The organism is Thalassotalea mangrovi (assembly GCF_005116735.1).
Taxonomy (GTDB): Bacteria; Pseudomonadota; Gammaproteobacteria; order Enterobacterales; family Alteromonadaceae; genus Thalassotalea_A; species Thalassotalea_A mangrovi.
Map to the genome: position 1 here is coordinate 40,134 of NZ_SWDB01000037.1, position 21,556 is coordinate 61,689.

Annotated in this window: 13 protein-coding genes; 9 read left to right on the forward strand and 4 right to left on the reverse strand. The window is 43.6% G+C overall.

Annotated elements, in window-relative coordinates:
- Window positions 1-292 precede the first annotated feature (292 nt).
- From E8M12_RS14695 to E8M12_RS14705, 3 genes are all read left to right on the forward strand, one after another.
- Window positions 293-1,144 (forward strand): pirin family protein, encoded by an 852-nt coding sequence (locus E8M12_RS14695; RefSeq protein WP_136737021.1) that lies wholly within the window; start codon window positions 293-295, stop codon window positions 1,142-1,144.
- Between the two features lie 589 nt (window positions 1,145-1,733).
- Window positions 1,734-4,946: a glycosyl hydrolase gene (locus tag E8M12_RS14700; RefSeq protein ID WP_136737022.1), complete on the forward strand. Its 3,213-nt coding sequence runs from the start codon at window positions 1,734-1,736 to the stop codon at window positions 4,944-4,946.
- Between the two features lie 79 nt (window positions 4,947-5,025).
- The gene (locus E8M12_RS14705) at window positions 5,026-8,127 is read left to right on the forward strand and encodes a TonB-dependent receptor (RefSeq protein ID WP_246034168.1); all 3,102 of its coding nucleotides are present in this window, start codon (window positions 5,026-5,028) and stop codon (window positions 8,125-8,127) included.
- 171 nt (window positions 8,128-8,298) lie between these two features.
- On the opposite strand, the gene E8M12_RS14710 is transcribed toward E8M12_RS14705, so the two are convergent.
- From E8M12_RS14710 to E8M12_RS14725, 4 genes are all read right to left on the reverse strand, one after another.
- Window positions 8,299-8,796 (reverse strand): NUDIX hydrolase, encoded by a 498-nt coding sequence (locus E8M12_RS14710; RefSeq protein ID WP_136737024.1) that lies wholly within the window; start codon window positions 8,794-8,796, stop codon window positions 8,299-8,301.
- A gap of 12 nt (window positions 8,797-8,808) precedes the next feature.
- Window positions 8,809-10,176: a phosphohexomutase domain-containing protein gene (locus tag E8M12_RS14715; RefSeq protein ID WP_136737025.1), complete on the reverse strand. Its 1,368-nt coding sequence runs from the start codon at window positions 10,174-10,176 to the stop codon at window positions 8,809-8,811.
- A 93-nt stretch (window positions 10,177-10,269) separates the two neighbouring features.
- Window positions 10,270-11,436: an AGE family epimerase/isomerase gene (locus tag E8M12_RS14720; protein ID WP_136737026.1), complete on the reverse strand. Its 1,167-nt coding sequence runs from the start codon at window positions 11,434-11,436 to the stop codon at window positions 10,270-10,272.
- Window positions 11,437-11,541: 105 nt separating this feature from the next.
- Window positions 11,542-12,537: a LacI family DNA-binding transcriptional regulator gene (locus tag E8M12_RS14725; protein ID WP_136737027.1), complete on the reverse strand. Its 996-nt coding sequence runs from the start codon at window positions 12,535-12,537 to the stop codon at window positions 11,542-11,544.
- A 222-nt stretch (window positions 12,538-12,759) separates the two neighbouring features.
- On the opposite strand from E8M12_RS14725, the gene E8M12_RS14730 reads away from it, so the two are divergent.
- The 6 genes from E8M12_RS14730 to E8M12_RS14760 all read left to right on the forward strand — a co-directional run bounded on the left by E8M12_RS14730 (window position 12,760) and on the right by E8M12_RS14760 (window position 21,404).
- Window positions 12,760-14,670, forward strand: a complete 1,911-nt coding sequence (locus tag E8M12_RS14730; RefSeq protein WP_136737028.1) for a sodium:solute symporter family protein — start codon at window positions 12,760-12,762, stop codon at window positions 14,668-14,670.
- Window positions 14,671-14,720: 50 nt separating this feature from the next.
- Window positions 14,721-15,905 (forward strand): glycoside hydrolase family 130 protein, encoded by a 1,185-nt coding sequence (locus E8M12_RS14735; protein ID WP_136737029.1) that lies wholly within the window; start codon window positions 14,721-14,723, stop codon window positions 15,903-15,905.
- Between the two features lies 1 nt (window position 15,906).
- Window positions 15,907-17,148: an AGE family epimerase/isomerase gene (locus tag E8M12_RS14740; protein ID WP_169303155.1), complete on the forward strand. Its 1,242-nt coding sequence runs from the start codon at window positions 15,907-15,909 to the stop codon at window positions 17,146-17,148.
- Between the two features lie 10 nt (window positions 17,149-17,158).
- Complete coding sequence (locus E8M12_RS16510; RefSeq protein WP_246034169.1) at window positions 17,159-19,915, forward strand: glycoside hydrolase 5 family protein; 2,757 nt, start codon at window positions 17,159-17,161, stop codon at window positions 19,913-19,915.
- 131 nt (window positions 19,916-20,046) lie between these two features.
- Window positions 20,047-20,460, forward strand: coding sequence for a hypothetical protein (locus tag E8M12_RS14755; protein ID WP_136737031.1), 414 nt, complete (start codon window positions 20,047-20,049; stop codon window positions 20,458-20,460).
- Window positions 20,461-20,726: 266 nt separating this feature from the next.
- Entirely contained in the window at window positions 20,727-21,404 is a 678-nt protein-coding gene (locus E8M12_RS14760; protein WP_136737032.1) for a recombinase family protein, read from the forward strand.
- Window positions 21,405-21,556: the final 152 nt, after the last annotated feature.

Here is a 21,556-nt window from a genome sequence, read left to right on the forward strand (position 1 = left end):
AAGAATAAGCGCGTCTAACACGCTCAGCCTTTTTTACTCCATTAAATGATAGAGATTTTTAAAATGCTTTGCCTTTGCGCTCGATTGTGCACTAGGCACAATCGAATATGGTTGATAATGAAAGTGAATGTTAGACAGCAGTGAGGGGGAAAGCATAGCAATTAACCATAACAGTCTTACACTTATCGATACGAGGTATAAACTTTAATGGCTTTTTTTGGGGGGGTCCCTGCTGCTGAAATGGTATTCATTCCCGGCAGTGGCCGACATAAAAATTTTGGCGAGAATAAATATGGCAAAAATCTTAAGCTCGGTTGAACATGATATAGGTGGTTTGTTTGTTAAACGAGTACTTCCTAATCAAGAAAAGCGAATGGTGGGGCCGTTCATTTTCTTTGATCAAATGGGGCCAGGAGAGTTTCCTGCGGGGCAGGGGATAAACGTCAGGCCGCATCCACATATTGGCCTGTCGACCCTAACCTATTTATTTGATGGCAGTATTTTACATCGCGATTCATTGGGTAATCATATTGAAATCCACCCAGGGGACGTTAACTGGATGACGGCAGGAAAAGGTATTGTCCATTCTGAACGAGAGACGTTCGAAGTGAGAGCCAACAAACACTCGATTAGCGGGTTACAGTGCTGGATTGCCTTGCCCGAGCATATGACGGAGTTAGAGCCTGCTTTTGTCCATGTGAAAAAGGAGCACTTACCTCATTACATCAAAGAAGGGGTAATGATGCGATTGATAGTGGGAGAGGCCTACGGGTTGAGCTCACCCGTTAAAAGTTATTCGCCGATGTTCTACCTCGATGTCGCAGCATCAAAAGATAGCATGATTGAAAGGCCTCACACGAATCAGGAAACGGCGGTTTTCCCTATTTGTGGTCAGATTGCCATTAATGGCGAAACGTTTGGCCCCGGAGAATTTGTGCTGTTAGACGATAACGATGAGGAAATATCTATGGTCGAAGAAGGCCGATTTATCATGCTTGGTGGTGATAAATTTGAAAAAGTACCGTACATCCACTGGAATTTTGTTGCTTATAGCAAAGAGCGAATCGAACAAGCTAAAGATGATTGGCGAAAAGGTCGATTTCCAAAAATTCCGGGAGATGCCGAAGAGTTGATTCCATTTTAAAATTTTTGAGTAAGCTTTTATCGGTTTCAATGGTGGGGACAGGTCTTGAATCGTGAATGTCTACTTCAAGGTGAGATCAAAATAAATTAAATGAAAGCATAGTTGTATACTCCCCTATACAAAAGAATTCCATTTAAACAATAGACTTTTTTTGCACCGACGTTGGATTGTACGGTGTATATCAAAGTGCTCTGATGCAAAAGTTTTTTTGCATCTTTACTTGTTGTCCGCTTCCCAATTCTTCAAATTACGTCCATTCACCGAAGACGCGCCCTATAGAGCTTACTGCCATATTATGATGGTTAACTAATTTTGTTGAGCGCTATAAAAGACATCAAATTCATGTTCATCGAAATCGTGTTCTTTAGGTTTTATTCTGTAATCATATTCACTGTTTGAAAATTAAACATTTGCAAAAATTATTTTCCTGATATAGAGTCAAAGTTGATAAAGTTACGACCGGTTCAAATCTAGCTTGTTTTGGTTTGCCGGTTTTTTTAGAGTTAAAAAATGAACCGGTTCATTTTTTGATTTTAAGAAAGGATTAGCTTTAAAATACTGAAAAACAAAAATAATTGGAGCAAACCAAATGAAAGTTAATACAGGCCTTAAGTCTGCAAAAGCGGTGTTTATCATTGCTTTGTTGACCGGCGGTTTGGTGGGGTGTGTCGATGAAAGCGAACTTAATACAGATACTGTAACCTATCAACCGGAAGAAAGACCGTTGGGAGTTTTAGCTGGGGAAGATGCGGAGTATGCACCTGGAAGTACGGTTATCATCTCAGGTCGTTTGACCGGAACAGTTACCGATCAAACGTTATTGTGGAGCCAGATAGAAGGAAGCCCAATTAACATCGCCGATCCTACGATGGCTGACTTAACCTTTATCGCTCCGAACGTAGAAGCTCTTGAATCTTTTACTTTTCAATTAGCAGCCATTGGCTCAGACGGTAATGTCATAAATGATGGAGACGGAAACCCTCTGGTAGATGACGTAACCATTACCGTATTTGACCCCGCCAAATTAATAACACTTGAAGCTGAAGATAGTTCTGTTGCTACGTTAAGTGGCGCTGTCACTATTGTTGGTGAAGGTGATGAACAATATGTTTCTGGTCACTCAGGTACTGGCCATACGTCGGATATCACGCCTGGTGATAAGGTATCATTTAATGTCGACTTGGAAACTGGTGGTTATTATACCGTGTATCTTAATTACACGATTGGTAGTGGCTACGGCGGAAAAGTCGGACAGGTTATTACCAATGGTGTAACTACTGACTTATCTTTATCTGAAACCGGTAAATTTGAACAAATTCGAGTCGGTGTTTTTAACATGAACACCGGTACAAATACCATCGAAGTTGGTGGAGGATGGAATTATTACCGTGTTGACAATATTCAGTTATTACCCGCCGCCGCACCCGCGGTACCGCTAAAGGTTGAGCCCCAGCTCGTTAATGTAAATGCAAGTCAACAGGCGCTGGCTTTAATGGAGTTTATCGCTGGCAACTACGGTACGGCAACATTGTCCGGTCAAACTGAATTTCCCCGTAAAACCGGAAATACTTTTGAGTTAAATGACTTTAACGCCGTTACAGAAGCTACGGGTGATGATGCCCCGGCGATCGTTGCATTTGACTACATGAATTATTCCGCATCGTATCAAGGCGAAGATCCTTCAGGTCTAACCGAAGCTATGCTTGCCCATCATCAAGAGAAGAATATTATTTTATCTGCACTCTTTCATTGGCGTGCTCCGAGCGGTAATGATGGTGAGGGTAGCTTTTATACCGATGGTACTACTTTTGATGTTGCTGCGGCTCTTGCTGATCCCAACAGCGCAGAATATGCTGAGCTTCTAAACGACATTGACACTGTTGCTATGGAGTTGAAAAAGCTGGCAGATGCTGATGTACCAGTCTTGTGGCGTCCTTTACACGAAGCTGAAGGTGGTTGGTTCTGGTGGGGGGCAAAGGGGAGCGATGCTTTCAAAGAATTATGGATGTTGATGTACGACAGGATGACCAACACCCATGGTCTAAATAATTTAATTTGGGTTTTTACTCACACCCACGGTTTAAGTCAGGACTGGTACCCAGGTGATGACTATGTCGATATTGTTGGTTTTGATGGTTACGCCGATCCAGCCAATGATCCCAACGCAACGTTTAGCGGCCAATACTCAACGTTAAAAGAGCGCCACAATGGTAAAAAGCTGGTTGCTTTGACCGAAACCGGCACGATTCCAGATGTAAGTAAAATGCATGAGCAGAATGCGTGGTGGGCATTTTTCATTACCTGGAATAGCGAATATTGGGATAGTAGTTCGGTAATTGGTCCGCAGGGCGCGGATGCCGCAACTATCGACATGAACTATGCCTACGAGGGGCTTGTAAATCTTGACGATGTACCTGGTGGCCGTACAAAAGTCGAAGCCGGTTTATATACAAGCTTCGAACCAGTCGCACTTGATGGTTGGGAAGCTCAGGTAAACTGGAGTCCGACAGACGGTTTGACGACGTCTAGCGATTGGTCTGCTAGTGGTGCGACTTCACTTGCTGTTATTAAAGATATGACTGCTATCGATTCACCAGAAAATATTGTTCTTCAAACGTATCCCGCAGAAGGTTTTGATGTCAGTAACGCGGTCACTATGACGATCTATGCAAATGCGATTGATGCAGGTATGCCAAATGTCCATGTGTTCGTTAAACATGCTGACGGTGAATCTTGGCCTGATCCGATAAATTTAAATTCGGATGGGGTTGCGTTTCCAATTGATGTCAGCGGTATTGATACTCTAACTGGCTTTGGTGTTCGTTTTCAAAATCTCGACATTACCGCAACCCAAGCACAGTATTTAATCGATAAAATCACCCTGACAGACAGCGATGGCAATGAAACGGTAGCCTATGACTTTGAACCAGATACCGATGGCTGGCATGCCCAGGTCGCATGGTCAAACGTTTCAGGTATTACGACGTCTGAGGAGTGGGCAACATCGGGCGCTCGTTCATTGGCTCTGTATAAGAATTTAGCAGCACATGGCGCGGCAAATGATGTGGTACTTCAGAATTACCCTGAAGGTGGCTTTGATGTTACCGGAAAATCGACATTAACCTTAAAGGTTAATTCTATCGGTGCTGGTGACATGGTCGATGCACACATTTTCTTTAAAGCTCCTGATGGTGTTGAAAGTTGGCCGGCGGCGGTTGCTATTGGTGCTGATGGCACTGAGCTAACCATTGATGTATCCCAAGTCGATACCTTGGATGGTCTTGGTGTTCGCTTTAACGGTGTTGATGCGGCTTCTGACAATGCAAGGTTCTTTATTGACGAGATTCGTGTAGACGGTGCTTTGATCGCTGACTTTGAAGGTACAGGAAATTGGGAGTTTCAAGTTAACTGGGCTCCAGTTGGAGGTATACAACTTTCTAAAGCGTGGTCTGATGACGGTATGAATTCGTTGTCAGGTATCACCCAGCTGGTTGATGGCGATGACGATATTATTCTTCAGGTTTATCCCGAAGGTGGTTTGTTACTTGGTGATGTAAGTACGTTGAAAGTCACGGCATATGTAATGGATGCAGGTGACGGTGTGCAAGTACAACTATTTGCTAAGGATAAGGACTTCGCATGGCGCGATGGTGGTGCGGTAGATATGGTTGATGGTGGTGTAACCCTATCTCTGGATATTGCTGATATGTCTGAGATGAGCGGCTTTGGTGTCCGCTTTATGGGGCCGGTAAATTCTGATACGCCTTCGCAGTACTTTATCGATAACGTGGTCTTTGAATAATCCCAGGGTAAATATTTCAATTCAGCAGTAATTTCTCGCAAGAAGTTCTGCTGAGAGAAAAGAATAATAAGGAATGAACATGTCCTCTTATAACAATAAATTTAAATTAAGCCTGGTGACCTCAGCGATTGTTTCGGCAATGGCATTGGTGAGCCAGCAAACGGCTGCTCAAGAAGAAGCGCAGGCGGTTAATACTGATGATATTGAAGTTATCGAAATTTCTGGTATCCGCGGCTCCTTAGTTAAATCGATAAATGATAAACGCTATGCTGAAAGCGTTGTAGATACCATTAATGCCACAGATATCGGTAAGTTACCTGATGTTACGATTGCAGATTCTTTGCAGCGGATCACGGGTATTCAGATTTCTCGCTCTGGTGGTGAGGGCTCTTCGGTCAATATCCGTGGTATACCGCAGGTAATGACAACCTTGAACGGTGAACAGATGCTGTCCGCGGGTTCTGTGACAACGGTACAACCAGATTTTGCCGACATCCCATCAACCCTGGTGTCTGGATTAGAAGTGATCAAGTCGCCTCAAGCAAAAACATTGACTGGTGGTATATCCGGTACGATTAATTTGAAAACCAATCGTCCGCTAGCTTTGGATGAAGGGGCAACGTTGTTAGGCAAAGTGGAAGTGGTTGATGGTTCGCTTGGGGATGATACTGACACTAAACTGTCAGCATTTGCTGGCTACAACCTGAACTCTACAACTGGTTTTAGTTTGAGTTTGTCACACGATAATGTGCACTTGGCAGATTATCTTGTCGGGTCTTCTGGCGTAGACTGGGGATTTAATGCGTCCGAGGCAAGCAATTTCGTTACCGAAAATGTTGACGCGAATATGGATGGTGACACAAATGACGTTTATTACGCATTTCAGGGACATCAGGCGTCTAATCGTTTCATTGAACGTGAAAGGACCGGGGTGAATCTATCTTTTCAACACGATTTTAATGATTCATTAAACTTAACTGCAGATGTTTTTTACACTGAAATGGAAGAGCATCAATACCAGGCAGGTTTTATCGCGTCTCAAGCATGGCAGGGGGTCACGGGGTGGTTTACGCCAGATGCCGGAGGTGCTACACCTCACGAAAATATCGTAATGCAGGATGGGCAGCTTGTTGAGGTAGAGGGGAACTATTACTCCTTTAACAGTGGTGAATTACAAGCACGAAGAACCATGGTTCATTCGGAAACCTGGGCTATTGACAAAGAAGCCCTGAATACGAATTTAGAATTAGCTTACGATAACGGTGATGATTTAAGTTTCAACGTTCGTTGGGTTCATGGTGAAGCCCGCAACGACACACAAACAAGCTTTGTTGATGCATATGTCAACAGTGGTTCTCAGGTTGGTGCGACATACAAAGGTGCTGGCGGGGAACCAATCAGTGACGTTAACCCATGGGGATATGATGGAGTTCTAGCTACACTACCCGATGGTTCGGAAGTTGAAGGTAGTTATACGCAAATTCCTATTGGTATTGCATATACATCAGATCGGCAAATTTGGTCTTTGCCGATGATGGATGTGGTTGAGGCCGATGGTTCAATTACTACTGAAGCATTTGGAAGCAATGTTGACCGTTACAGTGTTACTTCGAGCTTCCTGGATGGCAATAATAGTAATGCGGATCTCGATGTTTTGCGTCTTGATGGTAGTTATAACTATGAACTTTGGGACGTGAATTCTTTTGATTTTGGTATTCGTTATGGTGTACGTAATATTGAAAAATCAGCATGGCGCGGCGTAGTTGCGAGAACGAACGCTTATGGCGATGCATTTCTTGCTCACTGGAAAGACTCAGCAAGTCAGGCTCCTGACACGCTGGAATCGTATATTGACCCGATCGCGTTTACTGACCCGCTGATGGATGGCCGTATTACTCAGATTAGTGATTTTCACGGTTCGAGTGGCTTGGGCTCACTATATTTTGTGGACCCGAGAGCGATGAAAAATCCATTAGCATATCATCAGGAGGTGTATGGCACTATCGTACAAGCTCCGCAAAGCTCAGGAACTTATGACTTAGAGGAAGTGACGTCCACTCTCTACTTTCAGGCGAATTTCGCTGGTGACGTCTTTGGTATGGATTACAATGCCAATGCAGGATTACGCTATATCAAAACAGAGTACGATATTAACCAGACAGAAACTGGTTCCGGTCGCATATCTACCTTTAATGGTCAGGACTATATTGTTGATGGTGCGCTAGGGGCTCCAGCTCCTTTGGGACCGCAACTAAATACAGAACGTGATTATGATGATTTGCTGCCAGCCGTTAACTTTCGGTTAAGCTTGAGCGATGAACAAGTATTGCGATTTGCCTATGCGAAGACTATGACTAGCCATAACACTGATAATCTTGCCGGCGGTATCACTGTTAACCGCACACTTGCCTGTAATGTTCAGGGACCGAGTGGCGCAAGCGTATTTTGTGCAACTGGCGCAAATCAAAGTGGTAACCCATATTTAGACCCTTGGCGCTCCAGTAACTTTGACTTGTCTTATGAATGGTACTTCTCAGATTCTGGACTATTTTCACTCGCCGCATTTTATCTTGATATTGAATCGTTCATTATCAATACGACAGAAATGTTGCCGGTTCCAGACTCCGACGGACAGGTTCGTGGTTATGATTTAAATACCGGTGATTTTACTGGATTGACGCCTGTCACCACAATTGCCAACGGTTCCGGAGGCAGTATTAAAGGTCTTGAAATTGGTTATCAACAAGGTTTTGATTTCCTTGACGGTTTCCTGAGCGGCTTCGGGGTAACTGCAAATTACACCTACTCACCGAGTGAGAGTGGCTTTAAAGATTACTACGGTGACGACACGCCTATGAGTGACAACTCTGAGCATCAGTCAAACCTGGCGATTTGGTATGAAAAGTACGGCTTCCAGGCGCGTATTGCCCATAATTATCGCAGTGAGAAGTTTATGTGGATAGTCAACAAAGACCCATATAAATTTGCTCGTTATCAGGCACCCACTCATTATTTGGATGCTTCGGTAAGTTATGACTTTACCGACTACTTAACGGTATCGTTGCAGGGTACTAACTTAACGGAAGAGCACCAAGAGCAATATCTGCAGTGGGAAGACCTGGTCGACAAACGTTTTTACAATGAACGTCGTGTAAGTTTGGGTGTTCAAGTGAAAATGTAAGCTTCCTGAACCAAAAAGCAGATAAAGGCCAGTTCTCCCCAGCGCCTTTATCTGCTTTTTTATGTCTTGAGATAATTCCTTGTATCTTGCAATAGATCAGGTTCACTAACATTTGAGGTAGCTTAAAGATAAACCGACCATCAATGTGGGTTGATGTAAAAAGAGAAGTGGTTAGTCGAAATATTTATTGAGCGCTTCGCGAATGGAAGCAAAGGCAATTTCGTCACTGTTGTAGCTAGCCTTATCTATCCAGCGATAAGCGCGTATTTCCTCCTGTTGAATCAGCATATCAGGTGCCTCAGCAAGCTCGGCAGTAAAAATGCTATCACAGGTAGAATATGTCACCTGCCCGAAGGGGTAGCGATTAGGCAAGCTATCTAAATAAAGCCAGCTATTGATATCGATACCCAACTCTTCATTAATTTCTCTGGAAAGCGCCTGAGTTAACGACTCTCCCGGGTCAACGAAACCTCCGGGAAGATCCCATAACCCTTTTCCCGGTTGTCTTTGTCTTTGGGTCAGCAATATTTTGCCATTATGGATAATAACGGCAGCAACTGCCGATGCAACATTATGATAAAACGTAAAGTTGCAGGTCTGACACTGAAACAGTCTCGGACTGCGCTGCGGCTCTGCTGGTTGGCCGCAGTTGGGGCAAAAGGTAAACATGATTGTGAGTAATTATCGATTATTCAAAAGGCTAAGGATTGCTTGCGTTTGTCGTTGAAGCAGTTGTTTGTCTTGTCGAGACTCTACATTGACGCGTATCAAGGGCTCTGTGTTAGAGCTTCGCACATTGAATCGCCAATTGGCAAACTCCATGCTTAAGCCGTCCGTGTAATCACAGGCAACGGCTTTACCGATGTAGTGTTTCTTTAGCATGGCTAAAGCGCTTTTGGGGTCATCTACTTGCAAATTTATCTCGCCAGAGCATGGAAACTTACAAATCCTATCTGCAAGCAAATGAGATAATGGCTTGTCGGATTGCGCTAGAATTTCAGCGAGTACCAGCCAGGGAATATTACCGTTGTCACAATAGTAGAAATCGCGGAAATAGTGGTGGGCACTCATTTCGCCGCCATAAACCGCATTTTCAAGGCGCATCGTTTCTTTAATAAATGCATGGCCGGTTTTGCTTTTTATAGCTCTGGCTTCAGACCCGTCAATGATAGCAAGGGTATTCCAATAGAGCCGAGGATCGTGAACTATGGATTGCCCTGTGTCTTTACTCTGTTGGATAAAGTGTTCCGCAAGTAGTCCAACCAAATAGTAGCCTTCGACAAAATTGCCTTTTTCATCGAAGAAAAAGCATCGATCAAAATCACCATCCCAGGCAATCCCCATATCAGCCTGATTATCGATCACCGCATCGGCGGTCGCCTGACGATTTTCCGGTAACATAGGGTTGGGTACGCCATTTGGGAAACGGCCATCACTTTGGTAATGAAGCTTGATAAACGTATAAGGCAGTTTTTCTTCAAGGCTATCGATGATCCTGCCTGCGCCGCCATTGCCTGGGTTTACGACTAATGTTAAGGGGCGAAGCCTGTTTAGGTCAGTGAAGCTTAATAGTTTTTGTCTGTATTCCTTTGTGATACTCGCAGTAGAAAATGATCCCTTCCGATTTGAGTCAACCACTGTAAATTGGTTATGTTTAATCGCTTCTCTAATTTCTTCAAGACCTGTTCCTTGCCCAACCGGCTTGGAATTCTCCTTAACCAATTTCATGCCATTGTAGGAAGCGGGATTATGACTGGCGGTAATGCATATCCCACCATCAAGGTGCCAATGGGATACCGCAAAATAAATTTCTTCGGTGCCACACTCTCCAATGCTAATTATATCGACACCACTATCCATCAATCCTCTTGCTAGCGCTTCAAGCAACGATGGACCACTTAGTCGAATATCATGTCCCAGTACAACTTTTCTGGGATTCAATATGCTGGCATAGGCCCTACCTATCAGGTAGGCGAGATCTTCATTGATTTCATCAGGGTAGGTGCCGCGTATATCGTATGTTTTAAAACAGGTCAAAGAAATATTCATATGAGTCCATAAATGAGTTCAGATTGTAGAGTATTTCGAACTAACCGGTTATTCTGTGTATGCACAAAGTCAGGATTAGAGTTAACCGGAAAATCATAAATGATCTCGTGCGAACTTCTCAGATTCTAGTCCCGCTAATACTAAGTGGTATAGGGTGCTTGCTGGCGCGACATCGCTAAGTACTTGGCCATCGGCACCTCGCTGGTCGATGTAATATCCAGAGCCATTTGGATCGCAAAAATGCGTCATCAGGGCATCAATTGCCCGACTGGCATCTAGAAGATACCTGTGGATGTCTTGCTTATGATCTGATTGATGGTAATGTGCTTGTGCTAGACTGGCTTTAATCCATTCAGTTACGGGCCAGCATCGTTTTGTTGATTTAAGAATATGACCGTTCTTATCTACGGCATCGAATAATAGTCCGTCTTTGGGATCTAGCCCGATTTCTATCGCTTTATTGTATAATCGATCGCAATAATTATTTACCGGTGCTTGGGTAAGACGTTGGTATTGTCTTAATAACCAAACCCACTCCAGCATATGGCCGGGCTCGACAATATCCCCCATTTCATCATGTAACAGTGACCAGTCATTATTGAAATACTCCCTGAGGGTGCCAGATTGATGATCAAAAAATTGTGTTTCAAATAAGCAGTAAATTTCTCCAGCTTTAGCTAGCCACTTACCATTACGGGTGACGTCATAAAGAGTAATAAATGCCTCAAACAAGTGCATATGAGGGTTCTGTCGTCGATATTCACTGACATAATTACCTTCCATCCAACCGCCAGGACTACCTTTTAGGTGGGTATCTATTTGATTAAGTAGTTGATCGGCTTTTGCCAAAGCATTCAGATCATTGAAGACCCGGTAGCGCCAAGCATACGCGAGCAGAAAAAACGCAATATCGTACAAATCAAATCTGGGATCGATGATTTTATTGTCACAATTAAGAAGGTGGGCGTATAGTGATTGACCTTCAACATAGGCATGGGTATTGACATAATGCTCAAGCTCGGCAATTAAGGGTAACCCGTTATTTATCCACCCCTGTTGGTGCGCGGCGGAAAATACGAACATTTGCCGGGCCTGGACACGAACTCGTTTGTTTGTGGTCAAGTCTATATCGCCATCCGAAGTAAATCGTTCAATACTGCCACCTCGTTTATCCATACCTTTGGTAGCCCAAAGTGGTACGGACTTTTCTTTGAGCCAAGAGGCATAGCGCTTAATTTGTTGGTCGAGTTGTTCGCTCATATTGGATTACTTAACTCATTATTGTACTTATTCCTTTTTAATCATACACAAAAAATGAACCGGTTCAATTTTTATGTGGAAAATGTTTTTAGGGAGTTTTGTCAATTAAGGTTTTACAGCGGCAGTGCTGTTACGAATAATAAACTCGTAAGGTAAAATGTGTTCAAGTTGCTTAATTTTTTTATCGGATAATAAATCAAATAGCAGTTCAGCGGACTTGATACCTATTTTTTCCGCAGGTTGAGCAACGGTAGTTATGGCTGGTGAGAAATATTTGCAAACGTCGATATCATCAAATCCAGTGATTGATATATCCTCAGGGATTTTATAGCCCTTCTCTAAAAGACCTTTTATGGCTCCTATGGCCATCTCATCATTCATTGAAAAAATTGCAGTTGGTGGGTTATCCATGCGAGTGAAATACTCAGAGGCATTTAAACCTGACCAATAACAGAAGTCGCCCTCGACAAGAAGTTCCTCGTTAAATTCAATATCGGCTTCAGCCAGTGCTTTTTTGTAACCTTTCAACCGATCAATGGTATGCGGGTTGTCTTCCAGGCCTGTTATGACGCCGATGCGCTTGTGTCCAAGGGAGAGAAGGTGCTGCATTACACGATAGGAAGCGTCCACATTATCAATACGTACCGAGGGGTAGGGGGTGTTTTCACAAGAACTCGCGCTTACACTGACGATACCGTCCCGGGGCAGGGGGGAATCACCTTCCTTGTATGGGCGAAGGTTAATGATGCCATCAGCGAGCTTGGTCTCTACCATACGGATAAAGCTTTCTTCTCGTTTGGCAGTATCTCTGGTGTCACCAAGTAACACGTTATAACCCTGTTCGTGGGCTACCTTTTCAATACCACTAATAACCTTTGCAAAAAATAGGTTAGCAATATCTGGCACCAAAACCACAATCGTATTTGAGCGCTTGGCACGAAACTGCTGCGCCAACATATTGGGTTTGTAATTGAGCTTTTTGATAGCCGCTTCAACTTTGGCGTAACTTTTAGGTGATACGCTTTTAGGATCACTGAGAGCTTTAGATATGGTACCAGTGGACAGTCCCGCTTCTCTGGCTACGTCTCTGATAGTTGTCATTAATTAGATCCCCAAAATGGAATTTGAAATGGCTCTTAGGTACGAATATAAATCGCTTTAGTTCGTTTATTTTTACAATTTGTTTTAAATATTACTAGCCTTGTTTGCATTTAGAGGTTAAATTAAAGTAAAAATGAACCGGTTCATATTTTAAGTTGTTGTTAAAGTCGATATTATCCAAGATAAGAAACCGGTTAGAAAAATAACAAAGAAGAATTCCATATGATTTTGACCAGCATAGATGTTGCTGTGATTCTTGGCTACTTGGTTGCAATTATTGCACTGGGTATCTGGGTTTCGAAGTTAGCAAGCAAGAATATTGACGGTTATTTCCTGGGAGGTAATCAGCTCAAATGGCCTTACCTGGGCCTTTCTAATGCCTCAGGTATGTTTGATATAAGTGGTACCATGTGGATGGTGTACCTGCTGTTTATCTATGGCTTAAAGTCGGTATATATTCCCTGGCTCTGGCCTGCCTTTAATCAAATATTTCTCATGGTGTTCTTATCGATATGGCTGCGTCGCTCCGGAGTAATGACAGGTGCTGAGTGGATAACTTTTCGCTTTGGCGACACCATTGGCGCTCGGTTGAGTCACATGGTTGTTGTTGCTTTTGCTCTGCTGAGTGTACTTGGATTTCTCGCTTATGGGTTTATCGGTATCGGTAAATTTGCCGCCGTCTTTTTACCGTGGGAGCTTTCTTCTAATCCACAACAAAATGAAATTTACTACGGCCTGATCATGACCGGACTTACCATGGTTTATGTGGTTAAGGGCGGTATGGTTAGTGTTGTATTTACTGAAGTGCTGCAATTTATCATTATGACAGTAGCCTGTATTGCCATCGGTATTATCGCTATGCAGCAAGTCTCACCGGAAATGTTAGCGAAAGTCACTCCTGAGGGTTGGGATGAGATGAGTTTTGGATGGACTCTCGATCTTGATTGGCGAGGAATAATGGACAGCGCTAACCAAAAAATAATTGATGATGGTTGGTCACTGTTCTCGGTATTTTTCATGTTGGTTCTGTTTAAAGGAATTTTGCAGAGCATGGCTGGGCCAGCACCAAATTTTGATATGCAGAGAGTGCTGTCGGCTCGCACCCCAAGTGAAGCCGCAAAAATGAGCTGGTTAGTTAACCTGGTCTTGCTGTTCCCCCGCTATATGATGATCACCGGATTGACGATTCTAGCTCTGGTATTTTTCTCGGGTGAATTAAACGCGATGGGCGAAAATGCTGACTTTGAGCAGATACTCCCGTTCGCCTTAGCAAACTACATTCCAGCGGGATTGCTGGGCCTTGTGATCGCGGGTTTGCTTGCGACCTTTATGTCAACTTTTGCGGCAACAACAAATGCAGCGCCAGCCTATGTAGTTAATGACATCTACAAACGCTATATCAATCCAAACGCGAGTGAAAAAACATATGTTTACTTAAGCTACATCGTTTCAACCTTATTCGTTGTGTTCGGCACATGTATTGGGCTTTTTGTTCCGAGCATTAATGACATCATCATGTGGTTGGTATCTGCACTGTATGGCGGTTATACAGCGGCTAACCTGTTGAAATGGTATTGGTGGCGATTTACCGGTATGGCCTATTTTATCGGTATGCTCACCGGTATTGTTGCCGCATTTCCGATGATGTTTACTGATTTATCGCCTCTGTTTGGCTTCCCAATTCTGTTCTCTGTCTGCTTCGTCGCGTGTGTAGTGACCAGCCTTTTAACCCGATCAGATGACATGGACGTGTTGATACGTTTTTATCTTAAAACTCGACCCTGGGGTTTATGGAAACCTGTATTAACAGAGATTCAGAAAACTCATCCGGCTGTGAAGCCGAACACCGACTTTAAGCGAGATATAAGTAATTGTGCTGTGGGCGTTATCTGGCATACGGCGTTGACTGCTGCACCAATTTTTATGGTAATCCAGTATTGGGATGAATTTGTGATCGCGTTGAGTGTTATTGGTATCACATCTATATACCTGAAGTTATTCTGGTGGGATCGATTACAAGATTATCCTGTGATGATTGATTCAGGCAACCGGGTTGGTGAAGGCGGTAAAAGTGAAGAGCTAAATCATGCATATTTTAATTCTTTAGCGGCAAAAACCGTCGAAGATAGATAAAAGTCATGAGTAATCAAGTGAATGTTAGAAATTAAGAATTGAGTTTAGTCATGCTAGAGAAGAAAAATGCCTTTGAATCGCGCTTACTCGCTTTGCAAGAAGCGCATCAAAACCTGCTGGAAAAAATAAACAAACCGCAACCAATTGGAAATGGTATTTACCAGCGCTGGCGTAACCCAGTTATTACGCGTGAACATGCGCCTTTAAATTGGCGTTACGACTTAAATCCAAAAACTAATCCGTTTTTAATGGAGCGCATCGGCGTAAATGCAACGCTAAACGCTGGAGCTATCATGTTCAATGGTAAGTACACCATTGTCGTCCGTGTTGAGGGTAATGATCGCAAGTCATATTTTGCTGTTGCTCAATCTGATAATGGCGTTGATAACTTTAAATTCTGGGAACGTCCAATCACCATGCCAGAAACGACAAATCCAGACACTAATGTTTATGACATGCGTTTGACTGCTCATCAAGACGGCTACATATACGGACTATTTTGTACTGAACGCAAAGATCAAAACTATCCTGATGATACTAGTGCCGCTGAAGCACAATGTGGGATTGCCAGAACTACTGATTTGATTAACTGGGAGCGCTTACCGGATTTAATCACTCATTCCGGTCAACAACGAAATGTGGTATTGCACCCAGAATTTGTTGAAGGGAAATATGCGCTTTACACGCGTCCACAAGATGGGTTTATCACCGTTGGCGGCGGTGGTGGCATAGGTTGGGGATTGACAGAGTCCATGGAGCAGGCCGAAATCACTAATGAGTCTATTATTGACGAAAAGTTTTACCACACCATATCTGAAGTCAAAAATGGCCAGGGACCTGCACCGATTAAAACTCCTGCAGGTTGGGTTCACCTTGCGCACGGCGTGCGTAACACAGCTGCCGGTTTGCGATACGTTTTATACGTCTTTATGACGGACTTAGAAAAACCCTGGGAAGTGATTCACAAACCTGGCGGACACTTTATTGCGCCGCAGGGTGAAGAGCGCGTAGGTGATGTGTCTAATGTCACCTTTGCTAATGGTTGGGTTCGTAACAACAATGATGAGGTTTTTATTTATTACGCCTCATCGGATACGCGATTACATGTAGCCACGACCAGTGTTCAACAACTAATCGATTATTGTCTAAATACGCCAGAAGATGGTTTACGTTCCGCGAAATCAGTGCAGGCACTCAACCAACTAATCGATGCTAATAAGCAATTGGGGTATTAAGGTGTCTGCGACTCTCACGACTGAACATATCGCAGAAGAGCTCAACCAGATTGGTTCATGGTGGTTGTCTGCTATGGATGACGCAAATAGGTTTTGTGGTGAGGTAGATGCAGAAGGCAGAGCTAATACCAATGCTAATGTCGGTGTGGTTTACTACAGTCGGATACTATGGTTTTTTGCAACTACCGCGCTTCACTATCAGAACCAGAGTGACAAGCATTCTTTATATCTTCAATATCGAGAGACCGCTGAGCATGTGTTTAAGTTCATCATCGAACATTTTGATGATCCTGTTGATGGCGGAGCCTTTTGGGAAATCAGTGCTGAGCATCAGGTTATAAATGGTAAGAAACAAACTTACGCTCAATGCTTTTGTATCTACGCATTTTCGGCTTATTTTGAGTTAACCCAAGAGCAGTTAGCAATCGATAAAGCCTTTTCTTATTTTGACTTGCTGCAATCTCATGCTCGCGATTTTGAGTATCGTGGTTACATCGAAGCATTAGATCAGCGGTGGCAACCTATTGATGATTTTCGTTTGAGTGAGAAAGACCTGAATGCTCCTAAAAGCATGAATACTCATCTACATGTTCTTGAAGCTTTTGCCCATCTGCATAAGGTTGCTCCAAGCGAGCGAACAAGGGAAGCATTGGTTGATATTATTGATGTGTTTGTTGACCGTATTTGTTACGCCGATCCCGTATCAGTACACCATTTCCATTTGAATCTCTTCTTCGATAAACATTGGAATTGTATGTCTGACGCGATTTCGTTTGGACATGATATTGAAGCGAGTTGGTTATTGTGGGAAGCGCTGGAGATACTTAATTCTAACGAGCTAATGAACCGATATCGTCTAGTCGTACTGGGGTTAGCTCGCTCCAGCCTGGATAAGGGGATAGGCCTTTTGGGGCAGGTGTGTGATGAATACCGACATAGTGCGAATTATCGAGATGAAACCAGTTACTGGTGGGTTCAGGCAGAAGCGATGGTAGGGTTTCTCAATGCTTTTAAACTAACCGGTGATGCTGCTTATCTGCACGCAAGCCAAGCCATCTGGCAGTTTATAAATGATTACCATATAGACAAGGCTCACGGTGAGTGGTTCTGGACTGCAACCAAGGATCAGGCGCCAGAGGATAAGAATCCGACTTATAAAGCTGGTTTTTGGAAAGGCCCATATCATAATGGACGAGCCATGATAGAAGTTGGCCGTTTGTTGTCAAAAGTTCAGGCAAGTTAGTGGGGTTCCTGTGAAGTTAAATGCAAAACGACATAAATGGATATTCAGCAGTTTGTTTTCTGTTGCGCTGTTTGCTTCAGGGGCTCATGCCGAAGGTTTTGATAACTTTATTGAACGCCGCGGACATAAGCTTTTTAATGGTGAAAAGGAATTTAGGTTTGCCGGTATTCATGCACCGGAATTGCATCGCATTGAAGATGATAGCCGAGGCGTATGTAAGGCCGATCGCCGTGGTTGGGGGCAATATTTCAAGTGGCCGACCAAAGATGAACAGGAAAACTGGATCATGGCTTTGGCAGACAGCGGCCATAAAGCGATGCGGATTTATGTTTTATCAGTAGAACACCCCGACGATAAAGTCTGTGGTCGAGAAACTCATATTTTAAAGCCCGCAAATCCTGATGGTATGCCGCGATTAAATGAGCGAGCAATGCAAGTGTACGACCAAATGATCGCACTGGCTGGTGAACATAAGTTACGCTTGATTTTGCCATTTATCGATCACTGGCAATGGTGGGGAGGTCGCGAACAATTGGCGGCATTTTATGGTGAGTCGGCAGATGATTTTTATCGCACCGATTCTAAAACCTACCAAGCATATCAACATATCATCAAATCGGTTATTACCAGGAAAAATACCATCAATGGTCTGCATTATTATCAGGACAAGACCATCATGGCGTGGGAGACTGGTAATGAGCTAAAAGCCAGCACTGAAGCGTTTGTATCGGCAACGGCTGAATTAATTAAATCGCTGGCGCCAAAGCAGCTCGTGATAGATGGGACGTATTTGTCGATATTGCCGTCCTCATTGGAGGATCCTAACGTTGATATCATTTCAAATCACTTTTACACCGTCAATGACAACAACAAGCCAGAAACTGTTGAGCAGGATTTGCAAACCATAAGTGGTAAGAAGGTTTATTTTCTTGGAGAGTTTGGTTTAGAAACGGTTGATAACTTAAATGCCGTCATGCAGGCTGCGGTTCACACGGAAGTTAATGGTGCCAGAACAGCAGGTGCCTTTATCTGGGGCTTCAGAGGTCATCGTCATAACGGTGGTTTTTATTGGCACAAAGAAGGGGATAGCGGCCATTACAGCTACCATCTTCCGGGTTTCAATGAAGGCGATGATAATAATGAGATTGCTGTTGTCAATTTAGTGCGCAAAGCACAAGCACAAATGGCCGGGTTGGATGAAGCACCTGCATTGCCCTCTCCTCGGGCACCTAAATTGCGATTTGTTGATGAAAATTTCAGTGTTGCTTTTATGGGAGCGCCATTAGGACGAAGCTATCGTATCGAACGTCGACAGTTAATTGAATCAGGTAGTACTAAGTGGCATGTCATTGCCAAAAACCTTTCAGATGGTAAGAACCGGTTTGATCCAAAAGTTGATCGCTTGTTTACCGATACCGAAGAGCTGAAAGAAGGCGGCAAATATGAATACCGGGTAATTGCTCAGAATGAATCTGGCGTTTCAAGCGCTTCTAATATTATCGCCATCGAGGTAGTGGATGGAAAAGCTAAAATGCTGGCACAAAATCAGTTTGTTCAGGTTGATGGCACACAGTTTTTAATTGGTGGCAAACCTTATTACTTCTTGGGCACTAACTATTGGTATGGCCCACTTTTAGGAGCCAATGCTCAAGGACGTGAGCGGTTAATTCAGGAATTGGATCATCTACAAAGTATCGGGATAAACAACCTTCGGGTGTTAGTAGGCGCTGAAAAAAGCGATTCATCGTCTGTGATTCAACCTGCCTTGCAGACAAGACCTGGTGAATATAACGAATCGTTGTTTAATGGTCTGGATTTCCTGTTAGCTGAGATGGCAAAGCGCGATATGTATGCCGTTTTGTATCTCAATAATAACTGGATTTGGTCTGGCGGTATGTCCCAATATTTAAACTGGTTTGGTTATGGCGATGTACCAGATCCGTTTTCTGAGGAGCATGACTGGCCGGATTACATGGCTTACTCCCAACAGTTTTATAGTTGTAAGGCGTGCGTCGACGCATACCATCAACATGTCAAAACCGTTATATCCCGAACTAATCAAGTAACTGGCATTCCATACAATCTCGACCCAACGATAATGTCCTGGCAGTTGGCAAACGAACCCCGGGTTTTTAACGTAGAGAATCAAGAAGCTTTTAACAAGTGGGTAAACGACAGTGTGGAACTCATTGAAACGCTTGCTCCCTATCAGCTAATTTCCACGGGGTCTGAAGGCGAAGCTGGTAGCACTATGAGTCTTAAATTATTCGAACAGAATCACCAAAACAATAATATCGATTATTTGACGATGCACGTATGGCCAAAAAACTGGTCGTGGTACGACGCTTTTTCAGAAAATCCAGATATTGAAGCGGCACTAGAAAAAACCTTTACCTACATGGATAAACACCTTGCCGTGGCGAAACGCTTGAACAAACCGATTGTCATGTCTGAGTTTGGGTTTCCCAGAGAAAAAGAAAGCCTGGCATCAATGTCCTCCGTCGCCCAGCGGGACGCCTATTTTCTAAAAATTTTTGACCGGTTAGTTAAGGAAGCTGATTCATCTGGTGCTTTAGCTGGTTTAAATTTCTGGGCTTATGGCGGATTTGGGAAGGCCAATATTGAAAATAAGGGCAAATGGCAACCTGGTGATGATTATGTTGGCGACCCCGCGCAAGAACCTCAGGGATTAAATACTGTATTTGCCAGCGATTCATCGACTCTTGAATTGATCAACCAAACAACTCAAAAGCTAAGTAAACATTAGCCTTCTAACGTTCAATTCCTCATTAAAAACTAGCATCTGTGTTTTTTGACAGACTCTCTAGATGGCGGATGATATGACTGTCCCGATAAACAAAGGGCACTAATATTCTTTCAACATAATGGAGAAGCTAAATGTCAATACAGCAATTACGACTTAGCGTACAAGGTACTCTTTTGAGTGCACCTGAGCTGTCTGTATTAGGCCGCAACTTTCAGACTCAAGACGATAAACTCGCTGAATTAGCGGAAGCCTTTATCGACAATTCAATAAGGAATATGTCTGAAAACAGTGGTGGTAATTTCGAAAGCCTGTTTGGAGCTGCAATAAGGTCGATTAGCACCATCAATCGAGAGGTTGATAACATTATCGAATATCTATCCGGTGAATATGAGCGAGAGCACTTTTTGATGTGCCTTCGCACCAAAATTCGTATTCGAGAGGGCAAGGACCCATTACAAAGGTTTCTCGCGCTGAAAGACTCGATGCCTGTTTCACAGCGGACGGATGAACTTGTCGATTCTTTATACGGAGGTCTGAGAGACTAAATATAACTCCTAAAGGTTTACATTACTGGCAGGGATGCCAAAACACACACACCCTTAAATAAAGGAAGGCAGATTTCTGCCTTCCTTTTTTTCTGGCATGGTCTTGCCACGACCAGAATTCATTCAAGCTGAAATCGAGGAGAAAACACATCCTTAAACCCGATGTTCTATGCCTCACAAATGAACTAACCCTTCTTAAAGTTCATATTTGACAAGATCTTATTTGCCCTCAATCTGGTCATAAATGAACGACCAGAGGGATCAACATGCACTTTATTGCTTACTATCGGGTGTCTACCCAGCGACAAGGACTTTCAGGACTAGGGTTGGAGGCTCAACGTTCGGTTGTCGAGGATTACATTCATCGGCAGAGTGGGGTATTGCTTCACCAATATACCGAAGTGGAGTCAGGGAAGAAGGATGATCGACCGCAACTGCTGAAAGCGCTGCAGCATTGTCAGTTAACCAATTCAACGTTGGTGGTATCCAAGCTAGATCGTTTAAGTCGCGACCTGCACTTTTTATCGACGGTGATGAAAAGTAATATTCAGTTTGTCTGCTGTGACCAACCCAACAGTGGCACTCTTGTGCTGCAAGTCTTAGCTGCCGTCGCAGAGGAAGAGCGGCGAGCTATCAGTGAACGCACCAAGTTAGCGTTGGCAGCCGCCAAAAAGCGCGGCGTAAAATTGGGCAACCCGAACCTTGACCAAGTTCGCAATACCTGTATGAAAAAGGCACGCATTGTGTGGCAGCAAAACAATGAAGATTTTAATAACGCGATTATTCCCGTGATTGAAAATATCCAACAGCAAGGCATCACAAGCTATCTGGGGATATCTCGTGAACTCAATCGACTTGGTTTTAAAACGCGCTACGGCAAGCGCTTTTACTCCACTACCGTGCGAAATATATTGGTGGCTCGAAGCTCTCAAACCGATACATAAAAAGAACGCAGGCAAAAGCTGAACTTCACCACAGGCGCCAGATTGTCATAACCGGTGTCGACAATCTAATTGGCTTACGCTCACTTGTAAGCCTGCATTCAATACTCACTAGTAAGTGCGGCCATTAAAACATCAAACATCGAATTTCCCCA